This is a genomic window from Paenibacillus sp. 2KB_20 (assembly GCF_052115765.1).
Lineage (GTDB): Bacteria > Bacillota > Bacilli > Paenibacillales > Paenibacillaceae > Paenibacillus_AQ.
Map to the genome: position 1 here is coordinate 81,371 of NZ_JBFRHH010000010.1, position 22,499 is coordinate 103,869.

The following is a 22,499-nucleotide window of genomic DNA, read 5'->3' on the forward strand; positions in this document are numbered from 1 at the left end:
CGTTAATTTTTCATATGATTCTGACGAAGGAACTCCATGAATTTGAAATAAGGTGATGGCTTCATGGACAGACTATTTGAAGCCACCCTAAAATCAAGGAAGGTGTTCATGATGAATCCATCGATCGAAGAGGTCACCCATTGGCTTCAATCCAAAAGCAATCACACCCTGCACATATCCAAGCAAGAAGAGAAGGATCAGGACCAGATTGAAATACAGCTGGAACGATTTGAACACCAGCAGCATCAAGAGCAGTCCATCGACGGCTATGGAGACCGCCATGCGCTCCTGCTCCACGGCCCCGGCGTTGTCATCACAGCCGGCCATGAAGCCCCGCTGCCAAGCAATTCCTTTGTCATCGGACTGGACGGGTTAACGGCTGCGGACATCCAAGACCGTCAAGTGGTGCTCACAACGGACCGGGGCACTTATTCGATCACGGCAACCTGAGGGCAGCCGGCATGAAACAGCAAGAACCGCCAGAGTTGTTGCATCTCTGGCGGTTCTTTTGGTTTTATTCAGCTTACACTCGTTTGAACCTCCAGATAAAGCTCTGGAAATCCCCATGCATCGCGGGAATGGCCAATCCGGCATTCATCAGTTTCCGCTTCGGTGACCGTGGTCCCGTTAGCCAGCTGTACCTGGTACGCAGGCTGCCGGAAATCGCCGCTGCCGTAGCCCGGGTATTCCTGTGGCAAACTGTCCAGGGAAAAGGATGCATCCTCACGAAACGGCGACGGTGAAAAGGATGCTCTTCCCCTCCGTTCCAGCAATCCGCCGATGCGGTGATCGCGAATCCGCCGCCCCCAATAGGCATGTGCCGGATAGACGCCCCGCACAAGCTCAATCACATAACTTGACCGCTCGCTCTGGAGATGGAATATCCCCAGATCTTCATGAAAATGTATACTCACTGCTTTTTGCCCCCTAACCCAAGGTCCGAGTTAAATCTCCATGGTCCGTTTTAAGACCCTACTGCGGTCGTCCGTTCCAGAATCATGACGTCCCTTCCCGGAATCGTGACATGGCCTGAAATCTGCCGGCTGCCCAAGAGATCGAATTGATTGGCAGAACCTGCATCAAACGTCATCTCTTCGGCATTGTGGTTCATGATGAACAAATAGGAGTTCCCCTCCTTCACCCGTTCCACCACCTCTACCCCGGAAGGTGTATTCAGCAGCGGCTTCACACCCTGTTCTTCGCACAGATTAGCAAGAAATGCCTGCAGGAACTGCGAATCCGGACTGCTCGCCACATAATAGGCCTGCCCTTCGCCAAACGCATTCTTCGTTAGAACAGGAGTGCCTTTATAGAAGTCGGATCCGTACTCAGCCAGAATCTCTGCCGTCTCCGCATGGATGACGTCGCACAAAATTCCACATGGATAACTTCCACGCAGTGATCCCCAATCCTGTCTCATATGGATCTGATTTTGCTGCCCGGGAAGCAGGGCATCGATCTCCTCGGCCCAGATGCCAGTCACCTTGCGCAGTTCGCCGGGATGACCTCCCAGGGTCACCAGATCATGCTCATTGACGATGCCGCTGAAGAAGGTCGTCACAAAGGTTCCGCCCCGGGATACAAACTGCTCCACGCGCTGGGCAACGCCCGGCTTCACCATATACATCACGGGGGCAATCACCACATCGTACTTGCTCAGGTCCTCCTCGAAGCTGATGATATCGGTCTGGATATTCAGCTGATACAGCGCATCATAATACTTATGAACCTCATCCACGTAGTTCAGGACTTTGGAAGGTCCGCTTGACAGCTCCAGCGCCCAACGATTTTCCCAATCATACATAATCGCTACTTTGGCGTCCGATCGGGAGTCTAGCAGCTTATCTCCGAGCTGCTGCAACTCGTGCCCCAGCTCCGCGCATTCCCGGAAGACCCGGGTATGCTCATGTCCCACATGCTCAATCAATGCGCCGTGGAACTTCTCGCATGCCCCCACGGAACGGCGGAGCTGGAAGAACATGATTGTATCTGCCCCATGGGCTACGGCCTGATAACTCCACAATCTCATCACGCCGGGCCGTTTGGCGGAATTGTATGGCGACCAGTTTTGAACGCTCGGCGTCTGCTCCATCAGCATGAACGGCTGTCCACTTTTCAGTCCGCGCATCAGATTATGCGCCATCGCCGTAAAGCTTACCGGCGTATCAATCGCAGGATAGTTGTCCCAGGATACCACATCCATGTGCTTCGCCCACTCGAAGTAATCCAGCTCCGGATAAAATCCCATCAGATTGGTGGTGACCGGAATGTGCGGCGTAACCTTCTTCAGTTCTTCCTTCTCCAACCGATAACATGCCAGCAGGCTGTCAGATTGGAAACGGCGATAGTCCAGTGATATCCCTTGGAAGAAGGTCCGGTTTCCACCGAATTCTTCACTGAGCGCGTTCGGTACCACAATCTCGTCCCACTCGTAAAAGGTATGGCCCCAGAAGCCGGTATTCCATGCGGCATTCAACTTATCGAGCGTCCCGTAACGCTCTTTCAGCCAGACGCGGAACTGCTGCTCGCAGTTGTCGCAATAACAATACCCGCCGTACTCATTCGAGACGTGCCAGATGACCAGTGCCGGATGATCCTTGTAACGCTCAGCCAGCTTACGCGCCATCAGCATCGAATATTTGCGATACGTCGGACTGTTCGGACATGAATTATGACGACCGCCGAATTTGCGTTTGCGTCCATCGTAGTCAACGCGCAGGATGTCCGGGTATTTCTTGGCCATCCAAGCCGGATGCGCCCCCGTGCTGGTTGCCAAGCAGACATGAACCTGCTCCTCAGCCAGCCGATCCATCATTTCGTCAAGCCACGTGAAATCATAGCTGTTCTCATCACGCTGCGTTCTGGCCCAGGAGAATACATTGAGGGTCGCCACATCAACACCGGCCAGTTCAAACATCCGCAGGTCCTCTTCCATCGTTGCCTTATCCCATTGCTCGGGATTATAGTCCCCGCCATACCATATCTTAGGGAAATGTTGATTAATCATTGAAATGCCTCCTTCATCGTTCTTTAGCTAAGAAAACCGTAGCTATCGACGTACTTTGAATCTTAAAGAAAAGAGGCACCATCCCATGTCATGTTGGACAGGGATCATACCTCTTATGAACGATTAGCTAACTTGGATTAGAGCATTGCTCCTTACTTTTTCAGACTATCCCAGGATGTCTGCATATCCTCAAGCATCTTGTTCGCATCGGATTTGCCTGCGAAGAAGGCCTGCATCGCGCCGGAGAATTCCTGGGCTACACCGTCAGGGAACTTCGCGGATTGTCTTGGCAGTACTTTGCCAGCTTGCACGTACTCCCACACGGCTGAACCCAGATCGCCCATATCCTCAGGTGTTGCTTCGATTGTCTTCAAGGCCGGGATGAATTTGAATTTTTTGACGATGTACTCTTTACCGATATCGGATGTGACAAACCAGTTAAGGAAGATCTTCGCTTCTTCCTTCGATGCGGAATCCTTGTTGATGACCAGGTTCGCAGGTACCCCTACGTTCAGCTTGTCATTTAGCTCCGCATTGTCGCCAAGCGGCATCGGCAGGTAGCCAAGATTCAGGTCCGGATTGATGGCATCAATCTCGGTTTGGGCCCAGTTGCCGTTCTGCATCATGGCTGTTTTGCCCGTAGCCAGCAGGGAAATGGCCGTATTGTAATCGGTGGTCAGCGGATTTTTGTTCCCGTGATCCAATGTCAGCTGCATCAGCTTGGCCCACTCTTCGAACTTCGCATTGCCCGCAAATTTTTGCGTGCCGTCGTTCAAGCCCTGGATAAAAGCATTTGGGTCATCCTGCTGGGCAAACGCCGGGTTAATGCCTTGGTTTCCGATCAACCACCATTCCTGGTAAGCGTTCGCAAAAGGAGTTATGCCTGCCGCTTCCAGCTTCTTCGCAGCATCTTCCAGTTGGGCATAGGTTTTAGGAAGCTCGGTAATGCCTGCTTGCTCAAACAAATCTTTATTGTAGATGTACCCCCAGCCTTCAAGGTTCATCGGCATGCCGTATACTTTACCGTCTTTGGTCATCGGCTCTTTTGCCATGTCCACCAGATCGTTCACCCAAGGCTGATCGGACAGATCCTCCAGGCGGTCAATCCACATCTCCATCTCGGCGTCGCCGCCATTGGAGAAAATATCAGGCGCATCGTTGGATGCGAATTTCGTTTTCAGTGCAGCACCGTAGTCAGCACCGCCGCCTACTGTTTGAATATCAAGCTTGATGTTCGGATATTCCTTCTCGAATTCAACCTTGAGTTCATTCAGGCCGTCCACGATCTCGGTTTTGAATTGGAAAATCTTAACCGTCTTAACTTCGCCGGAAGCTCCATCCGAGCTTCCGCCCTGACCTTCCTCCGACTTGCCGCCGCAAGCCGCAAGCAGCAGCGAAAAAGCCAGCAGCATCACGAGAGATAATTTCATTTTGTTCATCTTTACTACCCCCTAGTATTGTTTATATATAAAGATGGGAAAACCGATTTGGGAGAAGCCAGGCTGCTATTACCCCTTAACGGAGCCGGCAGCGACGCCTTCAACAATGTACTTCTGTAATGACAGGAAGAAGATGATAATCGGCGTGATGCCCAGCACGAGCGCTGGCAGCGCCATATCCCACTGCTTCGAATACTGCCCGAAGAAGGCAAAGGTCGCAAGCGGAATGGTCCGCAGTTCCGGACTTTGCAGGATCAAGGATGGCAGCAGGTAGTCGTTCCAGACCCACAGACAGTTCAGGATAATGACCGTCACCATCATAGGTTTCAGCATAGGCAAAACGATACGGCCAAATACTCTGAACGGAGAAGCTCCGTCGACCGTGGCGGCCTCCTCGATTTCAAGCGGAATACCTTTCACGAAACCGTGGAACAGGAAGACCGACAACGGGATGCCGAGTCCCAGATAACTGAGAATCAAACCCACGATACTGTTGTTAACACCCAGGAAGTTAATGACCTGCAGCAAGGGAATCATTATGGATTGGAACGGAATGACCATGGCCGATACGAACAGCATGAACACGATTTGATTGAATCTCGTATTGGACCGAACCATTCGGTAAGCCGCCATCGCACTCAACAGGGCGATGATCAGGTTGCTGATGACCGTAATGATGACGGAATTCACGAACGCTTCCGGGAAGCGGGTCATTTCCCAAGCCTTGCTGTAGTTGTCAAAGTGAAAGGCGGTTGGCCAGTTGGCCGCGTCGACCATAATATCGCCCAGCGATTTGACCGAGTTCACCAGCAGGAAGTAAAAGGGCGCCAGGAAAATCAGCGCAATAATGACCATCACAATCTGAAGTACAATCGTGGAAGCCGACATAGGAGGTTTCTTCGATCTCATTTAAGCTTCAACCTCCTTCTGCTTCGTTAATCGAACTTGAATGAGCGTGATGACGGCAACAACCAGAAAGAAGATCAGGGACTTGGCTGTTCCGAGTCCATACCGGTTGTTCAGGAATGCCTCATTGTACACGTTCATAGCCAGCGACTCCGTGGAGCGGTATGGTCCGCCCTTCGTGAGCGACAGGTTCAGGTCGAACATTTTGAAGGACCAGGATATCGCCAAGAATAAACATACGGTGACCGCCGGCATGATGAGCGGAACGATGATGCTCTTGAGCACTTGAAACCGGTTCGCTCCATCAATCTCGGCAGCTTCCATGACTTCCTTGGACACATTCGTAATGGACGCGATGTAGATGACCATCAGATAGCCTGACGATTGCCATACAAAGACCATGACGATGCCCCAGAAGCCAGTTACTTCGTCTCCCAGCCATGGAAGATTAAAGAACGGAATCCCCGTTGCCTCGCCAACGGTGGCAAAGCCCTTTATGAAGATAAACTGCCAGATGAAGCCGAGCAGCAATCCGCCGATCACGTTCGGCATGAAGAAGATCGTCCGCAGCCAGTTGCGCGCCCTAATATTTTTCGTTAAGAAGTAGGCCAGGAAAAAACCGACCAGGTTCGTTAGAACCACGCCAACGATCGTAAACTTGGTGGTAAACCAGAAGGACTGTGCGAATGCGCTGTCATTTGTGAAAATCTGTTTAAAATTATCCAGCCCGACCCATTCGACATTCCCCGATACACCATTCCAGTTGGTAAACGAGTAATACATCCCCATTACAAATGGGATAATGATCGTCATACCGAAAAACAGCAGCGCGGGTCCGATATAAACCAACTGCTGCGTCAAGGCAGCCGTTCTCTTGCTGTTCATGTAAATCCCCCTCCGCTTGTCCTCTCGTTTCTCTATCCATTTCTCTATGATTTAATTATGCTAAGATGAAGACCTTGGGACTACCACAGGATGTGAACTAAATGGTATAGAAAATTGATCGGCGGTGAATTTATTGAACTGGAATTGGAACAGCATTCGCACGAAATTGATTACCTTTATGATCATGGCTACCATCATTCCAACCACCATCTCCATGATCATCAGCTATGTCATGACAACCAACTCGCTCAAGGAACGGGCCGTTGTTGAGAATATGAACCTTCTCTATCAGGGACGGTTGAATTTGGAGAGCTATTTGGAAGACATGAACCGGAATTCCCTTACGGTTTATTCGGATCCGGATTTTTTCCGCAGCCTTTATTATAGTCATGAGAACATCAATGCCAGCGGTAGGCAGTCCGCCACGCTGCAGTCCATTCATAAAGCCATCGGCGGCGCAAGACAGGTCTATCTCTATGTCGACGGCAAAAGAGAGGCCACATTGTTCGCCCAGGATATCGCCAGAAAAACGAGTGATGTCAATCTCTATCCCGAAATTCCCGATCTCAGTAATGATACGGTGGTTTTACAGCCGCCCCATCCCCTTCACACGTATGGCTTTCAGTTAGCTTATCCCTATGAGGCCAATAAACAAGTATTCACGATGTACCGGGTCATTGAACGCGTCCCATCTACTGAGCGATTAGGCATTCTCGCCATCGATATGGATATGAATTTCCTGAGCCGGATCAGCGATCAGCTGTTCCAGCCCGAACATGAGCAGCTATATATTACGAATGAAGCCGGGTATATCATGTATGCCGGCCATGGCGAGATGCTGGGACAGCAAATTCAAACGGAATGGTACGATAGCATCAAGCAATCCGGCAAGAAGGAAGGCCATTTCGAATATAACAACAAAATCTATTTATATAACAATATCAAGACGTCGGTCAGCGACTGGACAATGATCAAGGAGATTCCTTCCTCCTATATTCTAAGCAGCGCCGACAAAGCAGCCTTCGTCAATATTTTGCTGATCGGCGTGTCCCTGATTCTCATCATCGCCGCCACGATCTGGATTTCGGTCTACATCACGGCGCCGATCCGGGAATTGGTAGGCCTTATGAGCCAGGTCAAAAGCGGACGAATGACCGTGGATATCTCCTCCAGCCGCAAAGACGAAATCGGAACTCTCCACCGCAGGTTCGGGAGCATGATGGATACGATCAACAATCTCATCTTGCAGGAATACAAGCTGAAGCTGGCGAACCGGACCAACCAGCTCCGCGCGCTGCAAGCGCAGGTAAACCCGCATTTTATGAACAATGCGCTGCAAACCATCGGCACCCTTGCGCTTGAGCATGGCATGAAGAGGATCTACTCCCTGATCTCCGCTCTTGCCCGGATGATGAGATACAGCATGTACAATACGGACAAGCCGGTCACGCTAGCCACAGAGCTCGATCATATCAAGGATTACGTGGAGCTGCAGAAAGAACGATTTGAGAATCAGTTCAACTTCCGTTACGATGTGGATGAGTCGACTTTGCAGGTGTTGATCCCGAAAATGCTGGTTCAGCCGCTGATCGAGAACTTTTTCAAGCATGGCATGAACCCCTTGGCGGAAAACAATTACATCGCGCTGAAAAGTAAGCGCCTGTCGGCCTCCATTGTGCAGATCACGGTCGAGGATAACGGAAACGGAATGCAGGATGAGCCGTTTCAAACCCTTCAGAAGCATTTGCTTCGGATGGAAGAGTTGGATCTGGAACAGCTTCAGGTGCTGTCCGAAATGGAACCGGAAGACAGCAGCGGGATCGGACTCATTAACATCATGACAAGGTTGAGACTGTATTATCGCGGAAAATCCAAGGTCAGCATCGAAAACAACCAGCCGCATGGCTTTCGTGTTGTACTGACTATAAATGTGGAAGGTGAAACTGATGAAGGCATTGATCGTGGATGACGAGTCACGCGTGCGTAAAGCCATCCGCCTGCTGGTCCAGTGGGAAACGCATGGGATTACCGATATTGAGGAAGCCGCCAATGGTCTTGAGGCGATGAAGCTGATTCCGGCGTTCCGGCCGAGCCTCGTGCTGATGGACATGCTGATGCCGCTCAAAAACGGCGTAGATCTCATGGAATGGATTCACAAAAATTACCCGGATATCAAATTCATTGTCATTAGCGGGCATGACGACTTCGAATTCGTACGCAACACCATCTGGTACAGCGGCACGGATTATATCCTCAAGCCCATCGAGGAAGCCGTCATCAACCAAGCGGTCGCCAAGGCGACTGCCGCCTGGAAAGCCGAGGAACGGGAACGCCTTGCGGCGCGGCAGCAGCATGTTCAGGTGAACGAATACCGGCCGGTCTATTCCGAGAAGCTGTTATCCAGCCTGATTGATGACAAAAGCGCCCATTCCCAGGTGGTCAATCGCCTCAAGGATGAAGGCATCGTACCGGAGCAAACGCAGACGATACGCCTGGCCGTCATGCAGATGGACAAGTCAGATCATGCGCTTTATAGCCGCTTTGGCCATCATCAGGATTTGCTCATGTTTGCCCTGCTGAATATTTGCAATGAATTTCTGCAAAAGGACCGGATCGGGATCGCCTTCCGTCACTTCGGTTCACCTCACCAACTGGTTATTTTGTTGTGGGATCAGCTTGCCACGCTGCCCACACTGCTTCAAGAGATCAATAACGGGATGCATCGCACCTTGTCGCGCCGCATGCACTTTGGCGTTAGTCCTGACGGTCAATACCCGGCAGACATTCCGGAATTGTATGCCCGAAGCTCGTCCACCCTGCATCAGAGGGATTTAACGGTCCTAAATCACTTTATCCATCATACAGAGGAGCAGCCCCGATCAGGCGTTGACCATCATAAAGGCGCGCAGTTCAGCGGGTTTGAGGATACCTGGAAGCTCGCCATACTTAGCGGCCAACCTGCTCCCATAACCGAAGCTGTAGAGTCATTCATCGCGGCTATTCGAAAAAGCAGCGTTCTTACGCCGGAGCTTCTGGAGCGTTGGGACCGCGATATCGAGAGATTTGCCAATCACGTGATTCATGAAACCGCTAACCCGTCGTCTGAAGCTTTGTTGAAATTGTACAAAGAGGAAAGCGCCACCATCGAGCGGCCAAGCCCAGACAAGTATGTGTGCTCCCTGGCAGAGTGGCAGCAGTATTGGATTGAATTAATGAGCCTGCTGGCCTCGGCCGTGCAGTCCCAGAAGCAAACGGGACAGGACCTGATCCATGACATTACGACGTTTATCGAGCAAAATTATCAGAACGACGTGTCGCTGTATGATATTGCAAACCGATTTCATGTAAGTCGTGAGTACATTTCCCGCAAATTCAAGCAAAAGCATGGCATTAACATTCCGGAACATCTGAACCGGATCCGCATCTCCAAGGCCAAGGTCCTGCTGCAAAATCGAGGCCTAAAAATGGCAGCGATTTCCGAGATGGTCGGCTTCAAGAACGAGAAATATTTCAGTCTTGTTTTTAAAAAGCAAGAGGGCATCTCGCCGAAGGAATTCCGCAAGCTGCATGAGCAGGAAGCGTAGGTTGGACAGCGGTTTACCGCCGAAGGACTGAGAGCCTAGGCTGTTTAAGCGTATGCCGATCGACGCATTTTCTCAGAAGCTAGACCGTATGCAGCCTAAGTTTTTCTTGCGGGATATCAGGAGGGTAACCTCAGGCGTATATTAAAAAAATATAGCAGAGAAGGCTGGGGATTCCCCGCCTTCTCTGCTTTTTTTGAGAGCGTTCCAAGCTATTTATTTTTCGTGTAAGCCCTCATGCTATCTCTACCCCAGCCGTTTCTCTAATATCATCACTCCGCGTGCCGGCACCTCGCAGGAATCTCGATGTTCCTCTCCTGTCAGCAGGTCAACATAGGTATCCCCTTCCAATGGCACGGGTTTGCTCTCCGGCATGTGATTAAGTACAAAGGTGAACTCCACGTCCTCCTTCACACGCTTTGTCACCTCAACGCCTTCCGGAGCTTTCAAGACGGGCTCAATGCCGTGGTCGTTGCATATGGTTTGCATCAGGTCTTTCAGAAATTTAGGCTCTGGACTCGTGGCCACATACCATGCCTTCCCTTGCCCGAAGGAATTCACGGTTAACGATGGCGTCCCCTGATAATAATCGGAGCCATATTCGGCAACGACTTCCGCTCCTTCAGCATGGATCACGTCACACAGAATTCCGCAGTCGTAGGTGCCCTTCAGTTGTCCCTTCGGCCCTCGCATCACCATCTGATTCTGCTGGCCCGGAAGCAGCGCATCAATCTCCTCGGCCCATATTCCCATTACCTTGCGCAGCTCGCCCGGATAACCGCCAAGCGTCACCAGATCATGCTCATTGACGATGCCGCTGAAGAAGGTCGTCACAAAGGTTCCGCCTTGCGATACAAAGGCCTCCACACGCTCTGCAAATCCCTGCTTTGCCATATACATCACCGGTGCGATGACAACGTCATATTTCCGGAAGTCCTCTTCCACGCTGATCATGTCAGTCTGGATATGCAGCTGATGCAGGGCATCGTAATATTTATGGACCTCATTCACGTAATTGAGGGCAACAGTCGGGCCGCTCGACAGATCGATGCCCCACCGGTTCTCCCAGTCGTAGATGATCGCGACTTTGGCGTCGGAACGGGCATCCAGAATACGGTCCCCAAGCTGCTGCAGCTCCTTGCCCAGCTCCGCGCACTCGCGGAATACGCGGGTAAACTCATGCCCTACATGTTCAATGACCGCGCCGTGATATTTCTCGCAGGCTCCGATCGAACGACGCAGCTGGAAGAACATCACCGTATCCGCGCCGTGGGCGACCGCTTGATAGCTCCACAACCGCATCACACCCGGACGTTTGGCCGAGTTATACGGCTGCCAGTTCTGGACGCTCGGCGTCTGCTCCATGAGCATAAAGGCCTGTCCTCCCTTAAGTCCCCGCATCAGAGCATGCGCCATGGCCGTATAGCTGTACGGTGTATCCAGGGACGGATAGTTGTCCCAGGATACAACATCCATCTCTTTGGCCCATTTGAAGTAATCCAGCTCCGGATAGAAGCCCATGAGATTCGTGGTCACCGGAATATCCGGCGTGATCCGCTTCAATTCATCCCGCTCCAGCTTATAGCAGTCCAGCAGGCTGTCCGATTGGAAACGGCGGTAATCCAGAGATATGCCTTGAAAATTGGTCCGGTTGCCGGACCACTCCTCGCTTAAAGCGTTAGGTACAACAATGTCCTCCCAGTCATAGAAGGTATGGCCCCAGAAGCGGGTATTCCATGCCTTGTTCACGGCATCCAGCGTGCCATAGCGCTGCTCAAGCCAAGCCCGGAATGCCGCGGCACAATTGTCGCAGTAACAGTACCCTCCATATTCGTTCGATACGTGCCAGATCAGGACAGCCGGATGATCCTTATAGCGTTCCGCCAGCTTGCCGGCCATGATTTTGGCGTATTTACGGTAAGTGGGGCTGTTCGGACAGGAGTTATGGCGGCCGCCGAATTTGCGTTTACGGCCCTCGTAGTCGACGCGCAGCACATCCGGGTATTTACGCGCCATCCACGCCGGATGGGCCCCTGTGCTGGTTGCCAGACAGATATATACCCCGTTCCGGTACAACCGATCGATCGTCTCATCCAGCCAGGCAAAATCGTACGTGTCCTCATCCGGCTGGCTCAAAGCCCAAGAGAATACATTAATGGTGGCTACATCGATACCCGCCAGCTTAAACATGCGGTCATCTTCCTTCCACGCTTCCGCATCCCATTGCTCGGGATTATAATCGCCGCCATACCACATTTTGGGCAATTTTTCGTTAATCATCTAGGGTTCAGCTCCTTTAGCTTCTTAAATTCCGTATCCAGTTCCCTATTCAAAAAGGCCTTGTTCGATCAATCCATGTTCACGCTGCCTTCGTCGGTGGCTGGCGTGATCCGGTAAGTCGCTCCGCTCACCGTTTCAAACGAGCCTTGCTCATCTGTCGTCACCACACTTCCGTCTTCCCTTCTAACAGCAAGCGGCACGGAACAGCTAATTCTACAGACTCGGCCATGCGTAGAGGTTACGCTCGCAGACGTAAGGATGCCTTCGCTCCATTCCATGTCCACAATAAACCCGCCACGAGCCTTTAACCCTCTTACGGAGCCTTCTGCCCAAGACTTCGGCAGCGCCGGCAGAAGCTGAATGGCGTCCAAATGACTCTGGAGCAGCATTTCTACAACTCCGGCGGTGCCTCCAAAATTCGCATCGATCTGGAACGGAGGATGGTCTCCGAGCAGATTAGGATGCATGGAACGGGAAATCAGCGTCCGGACATAATCATACGCCTTGTCCGGTTGCTGTAATCGGGCAAACAGGTTGATCAGCCATACGCAGCTCCACCCCGTGTGCCCTCCTCCATGGTCGATGCGCGACATCAGCGTACGATAAGCGGCTTCCGCAAGCTGCGGCGTATCCTGAATGGTTATGTCAGAGCCGGGGTACAGCCCATACAGATGGGATACGTGCCGATGTCCGGGCTCCGCTTCCGGATAAGGCTCGCTCCATTCCATGAGTTTACCCTCGGCATCGATGGCGTAAGGCAGCAGGCGTGCAACCGCTGCCTTCCATTCCTCCCGCAGCCCATCATCCTGCTCCAGCAGCTGTGATGCCTCAATACAGTTATGAAATATATCCCGAATGATGGCCATATCCATGGTGGAGCCTGCCGACACGCTGCAAGGCTGGCCGTCCGCAGTAAGAAACTGATTCTCCGGTGATGTCGACGGGCTGGTCACCAGATGCCCTTTCCCGTCTTCAGTAAGCCAATCCAGGCAAAACAATGCCGCATTCCTCATCAGCGGATAAGCCGTTTCGCGCAAATATTGGAGGTCCGGGTGAAATTGGTAACGCTCCCAAAGATGCCGGCACAGCCATGCACCGCCCATTGGCCAGAAAGCCCACATGGCTCTGCCATCGCTCGGGCTGGACATTCGCCATAGATCCACGTTATGGTGGGCGACCCATCCGCGGGCGCCGTAATGAATCTTCGCCGTCCGGGCACCGCTTACGCTAAGCTCCCGGATCATCTGGATCAGCGGATCATGGCACTCGCTCAGATGGGTCGTTTCTGCAGGCCAGTAGTTCATCTCGGTATTGATATTCGTTGTATAATCACTATTCCATGGGGGCTGTACATGCGGATTCCATATGCCCTGCAGATGGGCGGGCTGTGTACCTGACCGGGAGCTGGCGATGAGCAAATATCTTCCGAATTGAAACATCAGCGCCTCGAGTGCTGCATCCTCTCGTCCCTCCCGGTACGCTTTCATCCGCTCGTCGGTGGCTAAAGCTTGTGCGGAACGCACACGCTCTGGACGGCCAAGCTGAAGCTCCACGCGTCTGAACAAGGCTTGATGGTCCTCGATATGCCGTGAGCGCAATTCTGTAAATCCATGCCGCATCGCGTCCTGAAGTCTCCCCCTGCATATACTGGATGGATCGGTTCCTTCAGAACCCGGAGATCGATCGAAGCCTTCAAAATTCGTGGCAGCCGCAATCAACAGCGTGACCGAGCCTGCGCCGTTAATACGTATACCGCTGTTATCCACCGTAACCTGCCCGGTGTCCGTCAAGGCCAGCAGCCTCATTTCATACCGTATGCCAAGCCCGTCTTCATAGAGCACCGACCCGGGGTGATCACCTCTGTAATTCTCAGCAATATGGGTGGGGGCTTGTCCATACAACACCAAAGCTCCGTCTTCTGCACTGCGGGTACCATGCTGCAGCGGTGAACGAAGCCCGATCTCTAATTGGATGGTTCCGCCGTTCGTGCTTGTATAACGGATAACCGCGACCTGATCAGGCGCACTGATGAACATTTCCCTGCTGAAGCGATCATCGGGACCGCCGATTCGAAAGTGAGTGGATGCAATCCCTGTATCCAGATCCAGTGCTCGCCTGTAGTCCGTCCAGTGATCCCCTATTCCCGACTGTCGGATGACCAGGTCTCCTAAGGGCAAGAAGGACTCCGTGCTTCTGCCAACCATCTTGCCCTCAATCAACTGCTCGGCTTCGGCAAACTTCCCGGACGCAATCAGCTCTCTTGCCGCTGCCAAATGCCGGAGAGCCTCGTAATTATTCGTGTCCCGGGGAAATCCGGACCAAAGTGTATCTTCATTCCATTGAATGCGTTCTTCCTGAACGCCTCCGAATACCATAGCCCCAAGTCGGCCGTTTCCGAGCGGAAGCGCTTCTTCCCACCTGTCCGCAGGCTTCCGATACCACAAGGTTGTGTTCTTATTCTCAGCTGAATTCAGTGTAATCCCCCCTTATTCCAATTGATAAAGGTCTTCTCGATGAACCTCTCATATCCTTCATCCACTGCTGTATTTCTTTGGTAAATAACGGCACAATCGCTATAACAGTGACCCTTTCATGTAGCGGCAAAAGGGGCCGCATATTGCCGGCCCCTTCTATTCACCTATACCTTAATCATTCCAGAGTTCGACGCGGTCGCGTACCAATTGGGTGTATTCCTGCTCCATCTTCTCGGCGCCGGCATCATTCAGTTCTTTGATGAACTGTTCATACAGCGCATCAAATTTCGCCGGATCGGCAAGAATGATTTCCGGAATCCGTTTACGGGTAATCTCTTCCACCTTTTTGTACGTGATATTGATATTGGAGTCGCTCGGTACTGGAATGTTGTAAGCAACGCCCCATGGCTTCACTCCAAATTCCTCTTGTTTCGGCCACAGATCTTTCCACATTTCCGCGCCGTATGCTTTCAGTGTTTCCTTCGCGGATGGCGTATAGTTCTCTATGATCGTCTCCGGGAAATTCGTCGTATAGTAGTTGTCCGTCGAATCCTTCACGCCGTCTCCGTAACGCGGGAACATGGCGTTGTACAAGCCGATTCCTGTTTCCTTAGTGAAGTTGGCGTTGTCATAGGTTTTGCGCTCTTGGACATCTTCCGGAATGACGCGCTTGCCGTCCACAACGTTGTAATGCTCGCCCTCTATTCCCCAATTCATCAAAACTTGCCCTTCTTCGGAAGCCAGATAATCCAGGAACTTGATGATTCGAACTGGATCCTTCGCGGACGTCGTAATGCCCACACCCCATCCGGCGACGTAACCCGCGTCTTGGAACGTTGCATCCTTAGTCGACTCATCCAGCTGGATCGGGAATCTCGCATAGGTGCGGTTTTCCTTGCCGGAAGATCTCAGTGCGTTTGTTGCATTGCCGAAGCCCCATTCCTGATCGATGACGCCAAGAACACGGCCAGAGGAGATTTTAGCTTCGTATTGGTCCGTTTTCTGTACGAACGTTTCCTTATCCAGAAGACCCGCATCGTTCATATGGTTCAACCAGCGGAAATATTCTTTCTCTTCCGGGCGCTTGTAGTGCAGCTTAGCCTCGACCGTCCCCTGGTCGATATAATACTCGCCGTCATCCGATGCGCCTGTCGCGATAAACGCCGGGTTCGTTACCGAGATCATGATTCTCCATCCGTCCGCATTCAGCGTCAGCGGAATCGTCGGCTGGCCGTCAATGGTCGGGTGTTTCTCGGCATAGTCTTTCAGCGCTTTCTCGTAATCCCTCACCGTCTTCAGTTCAGGGTATCCGAGTTCTTTCAGCACTTCATGTTGGATCTGAAACGTGCCGCCGGCATCGAGCGCCTGATGGTCCACCGCTGCAAGCGTCGGGAGGACATAGATGGCCTCATCATCGTTGCTCCATTTCAGACGGCTCATGTATTCTCCATACACCTTCTTGATGTTCGGTGCATGCTCTTCGATCAGATCCGTCAGATCAATAAACGCTCCGGAATCCACAAACAGATTGGCGTCACCCTTCGCAAATACCAAATCCGGATATTCCCCGCTCGCTACCATCAGCGGGAGCTTCTGATTGGAGCCGTCTACCGCGTATTCGGCCTGGATTGTAATGCCGGTTTTCTCGGTCAGCTTCTTGCCGACCGCATCCTGCATGTTGGCCCAGTTCGCATTGGAATCCGCGCTGTAATACGTCATGGTCATCGGCCCCAGCTTCTCTTCCTGCTGTGTATCGTTGCCGCCATTGCCCTCTTCGCCGCCGTTTGCGCTATTGTTACTGTCGCCGTTGCCGCACGCTGCAAGAACGAATGTGGCCATCATCATGATCGCGAGCAGCAGCGACAATCTCTTCTTATGATTCATTGCTATACCCCCTAAATCGATTTTTAATCATCTATCGTATAACAGGTCATAATGCCTGCTGATACCGTACATGCGCTTAGCTTTTTACGGCTCCAAGCGTCATCCCCTTCACAAAATACCGCTGCAGGAACGGATAGACGAGCAATATGGGAACCGTAACCACAATCGTAATCGCCATTTTGATCGATTCCGGCGACACCTGCTTCACGATTTCGGCCATATTCTGCCCGGACATCATGCCGCTGGTTTGTCCCTGTGTGCTCTGCAGCACCTTCATCAGCTCGAATTGGAGCGTCGTGAGATGGGGTGCATTGCCGTTATAGAGATACGTATCGAACCATGAGTTCCACTGACCGACTGCCAGGAACAAGGCGATGGTAGCCAGTACGGGCTTACAGAGCGGGAGAATGATTTTGTAATAGATCGTGAAATCATTAGCTCCGTCAAGCTTGGCTGATTCCTGAAGCGAATATGGCAAGCTGTCGATGAAAGACCGGATAACGAATACGTTAAATGCGCTCACCATCCCCGGAATGATGTAAACAAGAAACGAATTCATCATGTTCAAGTCGCGGATCAGAATGAAGACCGGAATCATCCCGCCGGAGAAGTACATGGTCATGGCCAGGAATACAGACATGAACTTTCTTCCCTGAAAATCTACCCTGCTGAGGACATAACCCAGCATCGTTCCGCTGACCAAGCCCAGGAATGTTCCTGCCAGCGTACGGAGAATCGTAATTTTGGCGCCGGTGATCAAACCGTCGTATTTAAAGATCTGAACGTAGTTCTCCAGCGTAAACTCGCGCGGCCAGAGATAGATCCCCCCACGTACCGTATCCACGGAATCGTTCAGCGATATCGCAAGAACATTCAGGAACGGATACAGAGTGACAATCATGACCAGTGCCATAAATATAAAGTTACCCATATCAAACACGCGGTCGGAGAGCGTGGGCTTGAATGCTGTTTTGGTTCGTGCCATGCTGCTTCCCTCCCCTACATAATGGATTGCTTCGTAAATTTTTTGAATACGCCGTTAGCGAGCAGCAATAAGAGGATACTTACAATGGAGTTGAACATCCCAATTGCCGTACCGAAGGAGAAACGCCCCATGCCAAGGCCATAATTCAGCGCATACAGATCCAGCACTTCGGAATAATCCACCACCAGCGGGTTACCCAGCAAGAACTGCTTCTCGAAGCCGATGCTGATCAGATGTCCGATGGACATGATCATCAGAATTGCAATCGTAGGGGCGATGCTTGGCAGCGTAATATGCCATATTTGGCGAAGACGGCTTGCGCCGTCAACCTTGGCTGCTTCGAATTGCTCCTGATCAATTCCTGAAATCGCTGCCAAATAAATGATCGCGCTCCAGCCCATTTCCTTCCATATATCAGAGCCTGTTACGATATACCAAAACAGGTTCCCCTGAGCCATAAACTGTATCGGTTCATCAATGAACCCCAGCCACATCAGTAGCTGATTGACAGCGCCTCCATCTGTGGACAGCATTTTGGTCACGATACCTGCTACCACGACCCAGGACACAAAATGCGGCAGATAAGATATCGTCTGTACGGTCCTCTTGAATACGCTTCCACGAAGCTCATTCAACAAGACTGCGAATAGGATCGGAATCGTAAATCCAACGATCAATCCCATAAAACTCATGGCGAGTGTATTTCGCAACACCAGATAAAACTTATCATCCGAGAAGAGTGTCACGAAATGGTCCAGGCCCACCCATTTTTGCTCGAAGATCCCTTTGCCCGGCTTGTAATTCTGGAATGCCATCAACCAGCCCCAGACCGGCATGTAGCTGAAGATGAACACAATGACGATAAATGGAAGCGACATTCCATACAGTACTTTCTGCTCTTTGAAAGTGGCCCAAAAGCCTTTCTTTTTCTTTGCGGCAGGTTGGATGCTACCTCCTGTCTTTGTTACCGCTTTCAAACCAACCCCTCCTCTCTTGTATATCCTGATGATAAACCAAGCTGCGGCGGGGAAGTACCCGAAGGATTGGTTTAAAAATCATATAAAAATTAGACATTAACTGAGGAGAAAATGCAGAAGAGCTTTATGCCGCTCCGTGTCCGGATCGTATCTCCGATCGCTGTTAAACCCGGGAAACTTCGGATGTTACAGGGAGGTGGTTTCCCGGCTTTAAAGGCGACCGCTCTCGCTTCTCCGATACGATTCCGGCCCCTCCGCTCTATGCTTCGCAGCATTTTGGCTCCCCCAGTCATGTCTTGGGGAGGTAGGAGGAAATAAAAAAGACGCGCACCTTAGTCGCGTCTTAAAGGGCAGCGATATGAAAGTACTTATGTTTAGTCTGGTTGTAGGGTAAGTGAACGCTATCCGATATTTGGCTTACCTATGTTCGATCTCCCGTCAAACCCATGCTCAGCAGCTTGATGTCAGCACTCTTCACTGCGCTTCCGCATCGCCTTCCCGTTTGGCAGTTGGTTCCATGGCGAAGAGTGCAGACGATGAGGAACTTGACCCTGTTTACAGGTCCAGCTCCTTGCGGAAATTAGACGGAGAGGTACCGACGTATTTTTTAAACTTGCTATGAAAATAATCTACGTTCGTATACCCGACCTTCTCCGCAACCAGATATACCTTCATGCCCTGTTTCAGATAATCCTTGGCTTTGTTGATCCGGACCTTATCGAGGTACGTATTGAAGTATTCTCCAGTTGTATTCTTGAACATCTTCCCGAGGTAGGCGCTGTTGTAATTAAATACGGAGGCCAGTGTTTCCAGTTTAAGATTCTCATTGTAATTGCGCTGAATCAGGTCCATGATCCGCTTCATCTCCTGATCTCGTCCGCCATCCCCCGCCTGCCAGATCAGCTCCTCCAGGAATTGGGACGAATGGCGGCACAAATCATAGGCCGTGCGCTGGCGAAATATCGCGGTAATCCGATCCGAATATTCCTTCGTACGGGACTGCAGCTCTGGCTGATGCTGCATCAGCTTATTGTGCACGCCGGTGAGGAGCTCCACGAACGCCCCCTTCATCCTTTCCTCCGTATACTCCTCATTGACCATGGCATATGCAGCAGCATGCAGCAGCTTCCGCTGCACCTCGACATTGCCTACATCTACAGCGTAATAGAGCTGCTCCATCAGCTGCTCCAGATCATAAGGTTGCCGCTCTTCATCCGTAATGTCGCCAGCAAACCGCTTGGATTCAGGGAATAACAACTCGCCGGAAGGATAGAAGAAGCGTTCGCGAATCCGTTCCTTTGCACAGCGGTACGACTCCGCTACATCCTCCAGACGATGAACCTGGCGCCCCAATGAAGCCGTAATTGACCTACCTGCCAGTGCGGCAGCATCCTCCAACGTTTGAAGCAATTCCTTCCGCCCTCCTGCGGTCAATACTGGCGTGGGCATTAGAACGCCAAGTTGTCCATGCATGGAAAAGACCGTGCCGCGGCCGTTCTCTTCAAAAGCTTCAAGCAGTTGGTTTTTCAATCGGTCGTTGGCTCCCTCACCAGATTCATCGTAGCCATTATGATGAATAATCAGCACTTGGTAATGGTTCCATAACAGTCCTGACCGCTCGGCGATATGCCGTAAAGCCGCATGATCGGGCTTACTCTCCGGATTGAACCATGTCTGAATGAACTGCTCGCGGCTCATATCGGAGGCTGCCCTATTCAGTGCCTTCCTCTCCTGTTCCTGCTCGATGGCTTCTTTAATCTGAAGCAAATACTTGCTCAGTTCGTCCTCATCCACCGGTTTCAATAGGTATCCGTCCACGCGATGGGAAATCGCCCGTTTGGCATAATCAAAATCAGCATATCCGCTTAGGATGAGCAGGTGAATCTCGGAATCCAGGGTTCGGATGGCTTCGATCAGCTGCAATCCGTCCATTCCCGGCATTCGGATATCAATCAGCATCAAGTCCGGGTCAAACATCCCGTGCTTCTCCAGCGCTTCGCTCCCGTTCGCTGCGGTACCAACAACCTGATACCCAAGCTCGTTCCATGGCACAATGCTCTTCAGTCCTTCGCGCAGCTTGGGTTCGTCATCCACGATTAACACTTTCATCATCGCTCTCTCCTCCTGTCGGAATACTGAAATTAATGCGCGTTCCAATCCCCGGTTCGCTATAAATGATCAGACCCGCTTCAGGGCCGTAGGTAAGCTGCAGACGGACATGAACATTCCGGAGCCCGATCCGTCCTCCGTCCTTCTCATCGGTATCGTTCAAATAACCATAGATCATCTGCAATCGCTCCAAGGTTATGCCCGCTCCATTATCCTCGGTCATGACATGCAGTTTCCCTTCGCTGGCCGTGACCACTACCCTGATGAAAGTTCCTTCTTCCTTGTGATCCATCCCATGTATGACCGCATTCTCCACAAGCGGTTGTATGATCAGCGGCGGGATTCTAACCCGACTGGCTTCGGGATCTACCAGAAGTTCATATTTCAGACGATCCTCATAGCGGAATTTTTGAATATCCAGATAACACTGCACCATCTCGATCTCGTCTTTTATCGTTGTTTTTCCGCTGCCTATCTCGAGATTGCTTCGCATCATTTTACCGAGCAGACGCACAATCCGGGCGATTTCGTCCTCACCCTTGAGATGGGCCTCCATGCGAATAGACTCTAAGGCATTAAACAAAAAGTGCGGATTAATCTGACTGGCCATCATTTTGAATTTAATTTCGTTCTGCTTCTGTTCCATTAACCGTTTCTGTTCATTGGACTCCTGCACTTCGTTCATCAGGTCGTTAATGTTACCGACCATGGAGTTGAATTGGCGGGATAACTGGCCGATCTCATCCTTGCCGTCAATTTCCATCGCCACGCCGAGGTTGCCGGTACCTACCTTCGTAATATGCTTGCTGAGTCGCAGCAGCCGATTAGAGATCAGTGAGGAGAAACTGTAGATCAAAAGAACAGCCAGCAGTAGACTAATGATGATGACCGTCATCGCCAGCTTGCTGATCCGGTTGGCGTCCGCCACGATGCTATCAATCGAAAATATGGAAATAATGCGCAGGCCATTAACCCCGGATTCCGTATTCAACGGTTCAATCAACACCTTGGAGGCTTCATCATGGATGACCGATTCATAGCTTCCGCTCGCATGGTATACAACCCCGCTGGTATCTTGAATCTCGGCTAGCGTCTTCCCGTACAGCTCCGGGCGGTTAGCGGCGACAATATTGTTATTGCTGTCCACAATAATGGTGTCAAACGTTTCTTGGCTGAGGATCGTGTTCAGCATACCCGTATTGACATTGATAACCAGTACACCACGATTGTCCTTGCTTCCAAGATCAACCCCCTTGATTAAGCTGAGGTAAACCTTCTGATCTCGTTCATCCGTAATATAGTCCCAGTAGATGACTCCAATATCATCCTCGGCTCGCTGATACCATTCCGTTCTCTTGATTTCATCCTCGGGATAAAGGAACTCCCAATTGTTCAGCATGGTGGGGTTCTCACTGTAAAAACGGATATTCGATATTTCCTTGTACATCCGAATCGCCTGCTGTAAATCGGGATACTCCCTGTAAGCCACAAATACGTCGTATACGCTTTCATATTGCTGGCTAGCAAGATTTCTCAGACGCTCGTCGTAGGATAGCCGATAGGATAAATCGTCTGCCACGTTGATGACTTCGGTGGACCGTTTCTTGACCCGGTCCACGTTCTGGTAAGCCTGTTCCAACGCATTGTTGAAAGCAAACTTGCGGAGCTCGCCCGTAAGGAATATCCCCACGATGGCAACCGGCACAAAGACCACGACAACAAAAGACAATATCAATTTGTTGCGGATTTTCATGTCATTCACAAGTTGAATGAAATAAGATAACATCGGACCGTCTTCGCTCCTGTCCTTTAATCTTCGGCAAGCCTCTAAAAGAAAACGGTTACAACTATTCGTGAATAAACCTGCCGCAGGCCTATTATATCAGCATTGCCGTTTGTTCAAGTCCATCTAAAATATGGAAGAAGCCCGACTCCAGCATAAGGCTGGTCCGGGCTCATCTTCGCTATGCTT

The 22,499-nt window shown here is 51.2% G+C and carries 15 protein-coding genes; 3 read left to right on the forward strand and 12 right to left on the reverse strand.

Going from position 1 to position 22,499, the window contains the following annotated elements; all coding sequences use genetic code 11:
* Nucleotides 1–63: 63 nt before the first annotated feature.
* Nucleotides 64–450, forward strand: coding sequence for a hypothetical protein (locus AB4124_RS24725; protein WP_441974505.1), 387 nt, complete (start codon nucleotides 64–66; stop codon nucleotides 448–450).
* Between the two features lie 68 nt (nucleotides 451–518).
* Here the strand turns inward: AB4124_RS24725 and AB4124_RS24730 are convergent, their stop codons facing one another.
* From AB4124_RS24730 to AB4124_RS24750, 5 genes are all read right to left on the reverse strand, one after another.
* A complete protein-coding gene (locus AB4124_RS24730; protein ID WP_441974506.1) occupies nucleotides 519–914 on the reverse strand; it encodes a glycoside hydrolase family 36 N-terminal domain-containing protein in 396 nt (131 codons plus the stop codon).
* A 50-nt stretch (nucleotides 915–964) separates the two neighbouring features.
* Nucleotides 965–3,007 carry a beta-galactosidase gene (locus tag AB4124_RS24735; protein WP_441974507.1) on the reverse strand — a complete coding sequence of 681 codons (2,043 nt, stop codon included), beginning with the start codon at nucleotides 3,005–3,007 and terminating at the stop codon, nucleotides 965–967.
* A gap of 152 nt (nucleotides 3,008–3,159) precedes the next feature.
* Entirely contained in the window at nucleotides 3,160–4,446 is a 1,287-nt protein-coding gene (locus tag AB4124_RS24740; RefSeq protein ID WP_076325364.1) for an ABC transporter substrate-binding protein, read from the reverse strand.
* 69 nt (nucleotides 4,447–4,515) lie between these two features.
* The gene (locus AB4124_RS24745) at nucleotides 4,516–5,355 is read right to left on the reverse strand and encodes a carbohydrate ABC transporter permease (RefSeq protein WP_076325363.1); all 840 of its coding nucleotides are present in this window, start codon (nucleotides 5,353–5,355) and stop codon (nucleotides 4,516–4,518) included.
* Nucleotides 5,356–6,237 carry a carbohydrate ABC transporter permease gene (locus AB4124_RS24750; protein WP_076325362.1) on the reverse strand — a complete coding sequence of 294 codons (882 nt, stop codon included), beginning with the start codon at nucleotides 6,235–6,237 and terminating at the stop codon, nucleotides 5,356–5,358. It lies immediately after the preceding gene.
* Between the two features lie 124 nt (nucleotides 6,238–6,361).
* On the opposite strand from AB4124_RS24750, the gene AB4124_RS24755 reads away from it, so the two are divergent.
* A complete protein-coding gene (locus AB4124_RS24755) occupies nucleotides 6,362–8,206 on the forward strand; it encodes a cache domain-containing sensor histidine kinase (protein WP_441974508.1) in 1,845 nt (614 codons plus the stop codon).
* Nucleotides 8,184–9,821 carry a response regulator transcription factor gene (locus tag AB4124_RS24760; RefSeq protein WP_441974509.1) on the forward strand — a complete coding sequence of 546 codons (1,638 nt, stop codon included), beginning with the start codon at nucleotides 8,184–8,186 and terminating at the stop codon, nucleotides 9,819–9,821. The genes AB4124_RS24755 and AB4124_RS24760 overlap by 23 nt, the downstream gene beginning before the upstream one ends.
* 243 nt (nucleotides 9,822–10,064) lie before the next feature.
* On the opposite strand, the gene AB4124_RS24765 is transcribed toward AB4124_RS24760, so the two are convergent.
* The 7 genes from AB4124_RS24765 to AB4124_RS24795 form a co-directional block, all read right to left on the reverse strand.
* Nucleotides 10,065–12,098, reverse strand: coding sequence for a beta-galactosidase (locus AB4124_RS24765; RefSeq protein ID WP_441974510.1), 2,034 nt, complete (start codon nucleotides 12,096–12,098; stop codon nucleotides 10,065–10,067).
* A gap of 68 nt (nucleotides 12,099–12,166) precedes the next feature.
* Entirely contained in the window at nucleotides 12,167–14,542 is a 2,376-nt protein-coding gene (locus tag AB4124_RS24770; RefSeq protein WP_441974511.1) for a glycoside hydrolase family 95 protein, read from the reverse strand.
* Between the two features lie 201 nt (nucleotides 14,543–14,743).
* Nucleotides 14,744–16,456, reverse strand: coding sequence for an ABC transporter substrate-binding protein (locus tag AB4124_RS24775; protein ID WP_339268169.1), 1,713 nt, complete (start codon nucleotides 16,454–16,456; stop codon nucleotides 14,744–14,746).
* Between the two features lie 76 nt (nucleotides 16,457–16,532).
* Nucleotides 16,533–17,441: a carbohydrate ABC transporter permease gene (locus tag AB4124_RS24780; protein WP_076325357.1), complete on the reverse strand. Its 909-nt coding sequence runs from the start codon at nucleotides 17,439–17,441 to the stop codon at nucleotides 16,533–16,535.
* Nucleotides 17,442–17,455: 14 nt separating this feature from the next.
* Nucleotides 17,456–18,418 carry an ABC transporter permease gene (locus AB4124_RS24785; RefSeq protein WP_441974512.1) on the reverse strand — a complete coding sequence of 321 codons (963 nt, stop codon included), beginning with the start codon at nucleotides 18,416–18,418 and terminating at the stop codon, nucleotides 17,456–17,458.
* A 555-nt stretch (nucleotides 18,419–18,973) separates the two neighbouring features.
* The gene (locus AB4124_RS24790; protein WP_441974513.1) at nucleotides 18,974–20,530 is read right to left on the reverse strand and encodes a response regulator; all 1,557 of its coding nucleotides are present in this window, start codon (nucleotides 20,528–20,530) and stop codon (nucleotides 18,974–18,976) included.
* Nucleotides 20,505–22,313 carry a sensor histidine kinase gene (locus tag AB4124_RS24795; protein ID WP_441974514.1) on the reverse strand — a complete coding sequence of 603 codons (1,809 nt, stop codon included), beginning with the start codon at nucleotides 22,311–22,313 and terminating at the stop codon, nucleotides 20,505–20,507. The genes AB4124_RS24790 and AB4124_RS24795 overlap by 26 nt, the downstream gene beginning before the upstream one ends.
* Nucleotides 22,314–22,499: the final 186 nt, after the last annotated feature.